The organism is Yeosuana sp., from assembly GCF_057126245.1.
Window position 1 is genome coordinate 1 of record NZ_DBNGMQ010000040.1, and the last position, 2,426, is coordinate 2,426.

The following is a 2,426-nucleotide window of genomic DNA, read 5'->3' on the forward strand; positions in this document are numbered from 1 at the left end:
AAACCGTTGCGCTTTATTATAAAAATAAATAATTTATGATAAACTTCTTTAGAAAAATTCGTCAAAAACTACTTTCAGAAAATAAAATTGGTAGATATATAAAATATGCTATCGGGGAAGTTTTTCTCGTGGTTATTGGAATATTAATTGCCCTGTCAATTAATAACTGGAACGAAAATCAAAAAGATAAAAAAAAGACTATTAATTATTTAACCAATTTAATGGAAAATCTAAATAATGATATTGCTTCTTTTGACTCTAATATTTCTTTCAACAAAATACGATTAAGAGGTATTTTCTATATTCTTGAACATGCAGAATTGAACTCCCAAACTTTTATAGAAATGGAATGGATTGATGTATCTAAAAATGATTATGCGAATAATATATGGAAGGATTCATTTCCAGATTTATTAGATCAAAAATTTACTGTTCTGGCTTTTTCTATGCTTGGTCGGGGTTTCGGCGGTATCTCTTTAAACAAATCGGTAATCAACGAACTATATTCAACAGGCTTCTTCTCTAATATTCAAAACGCTAACCTAAAAATTGAAATGGATAATTATTACAGTTTTTTGGCCCAACGCCTTGAAGGTTATGCTATTGAAGAACATGAAGAATGGGCGAATGAAACTACTCGATTTTTGCGTGACAAGTACGGAATATTTACTTTGGATGTTTCCGATTTGAAAGATCCTTTAGCTACTTTTAAGGGTAGAAAAGATGTGGAGCATTATTTGCGATATCTGGCACTTGAAGTAAATTATCATTGCATTTGGACGACACATGCTAAAGAAAAAGCCTTGGAATTGATAAGTCTTATTGAAAAAGAAGTTCACAGGTTGAAAAATTAAAAACAAACTTAGGATGGCTATAATTCATTGCTAAAAACAACCAAAACCAAAAAATGCTATCTTTAACATGCTACGATTCCTGCTCCGAAATTCTGTCGAATTTCTACGCAGCGGAATCATAGCCAAACCGTTGGCCTTCATTAGACAAACCATTAAATAATGATAAGATTCTATAAAAAAATCAGACAACAACTACTATCTAATAATAAATTTAGGAAGTATCTTTTTTATGCTATTGGAGAAATTTTATTAGTGGTAATAGGCATCTTACTGGCATTACAAATTAATACTTGGAATGACAAACGCATTAAGAAGGGTGAAGTAAAAGCTTACGCTAAAAAGTTAATTTTAGACCTTGAGCAAGATATTCAAGACGTCAAATGGATTAAATGGCAGGCTGAAGTAGCCTATCTACGGTTGGATAGTTTAACTAATTATACAAGACGCTTGAGTATAGATGATTGTAAAAACTTAGATTTATATATACTAACATATAATGCCCGATATAGACCCTTTTCATGGAATCGCTCTTCCTATGAGGAATTAAAATCCACTGGTATTTTAAATTATTTCAATAATGACAGTCTGGTAAATTTATTAGTACAGTATGAGGCTTTTACAAAACATATGGATGTGGATTACGAAGAAGATTTTGAATTAATAAAGGAAGCCAACAAATTGAGGAATAAGGTTGTAAACATGAATTATGAAAGAGAGCCTATGCCTAATTATTATCCCCTCATAACAGCGCCCTATGGGTTTAAAGTAGAAATAATTGATTATCAAAAAAAGGATTTTTATCTTGAGTTACAGCGCCAACCCATTGACTTCATTGACAAGAATCAAAAAAAATTGGACGATGCGATTAATATTTATACTGAATTAAAATACAATTTCTTCTTAAGGGGTTCTAATGAGCTACCAAAATTGATTCTCGATGCAGAATCTATTATTCAACTATTGGAGACTAGTTATTTGGCCGAAGATATCAAACAAGGAAAAATTAAAAGATACCGAACAGAATTATCCTCATTGTTAGTAAATGGAAAGACTATCGATGAAATTATTGACATAATCAAATCTGATGACATTAATGAGATAGTTTATGATATTTCTCGAAATGCAATAAATCGTTTTGGACATAATCTTATGAATTATGAAAAGAACTATGAAGCTTTAAAAATATTTAAGCTAAATACAGAATTATACCATGGATGGTTTACTCTTGATAATTATGGAGAATGTTTATTAAAAGTAGGTGATACGGCAAATGCTATAAAGGCTTTCAATAAATCACTGGAATTGAATCCAGATAATACAAATGCAAAAAACATATTAGCAAAATAAAATAACGAAATGCCAACATTATGTATGAAATCATAGCCACAAAAAGCCAACACACAAACCAGAGCTACGATTCATACATTTAGCGTTCATCTGCAATAAAAAAATAGATTTTATGGACTCAAATAAACGTATTGCCAAAATTGTCGGAATATTATTTATAACTGCTACGGTTACTTCTTCACTGAGCATTTCGATTACCGAACCCATTCTTGAATCCACGAATTT

Annotated in this window: 2 protein-coding genes; both read left to right on the forward strand. The window is 30.6% G+C overall.

Features of this window, described 5'->3' with window-relative positions:
* Positions 1-35: 35 nt before the first annotated feature.
* Positions 36-854, forward strand: coding sequence for a DUF6090 family protein (locus tag AC15TD_RS04110; RefSeq protein ID WP_484450867.1), 819 nt, complete (start codon positions 36-38; stop codon positions 852-854).
* A 159-nt stretch (positions 855-1,013) separates the two neighbouring features.
* Positions 1,014-2,201, forward strand: coding sequence for a DUF6090 family protein (locus AC15TD_RS04115; RefSeq protein WP_484450868.1), 1,188 nt, complete (start codon positions 1,014-1,016; stop codon positions 2,199-2,201).
* Positions 2,202-2,426: the final 225 nt, after the last annotated feature.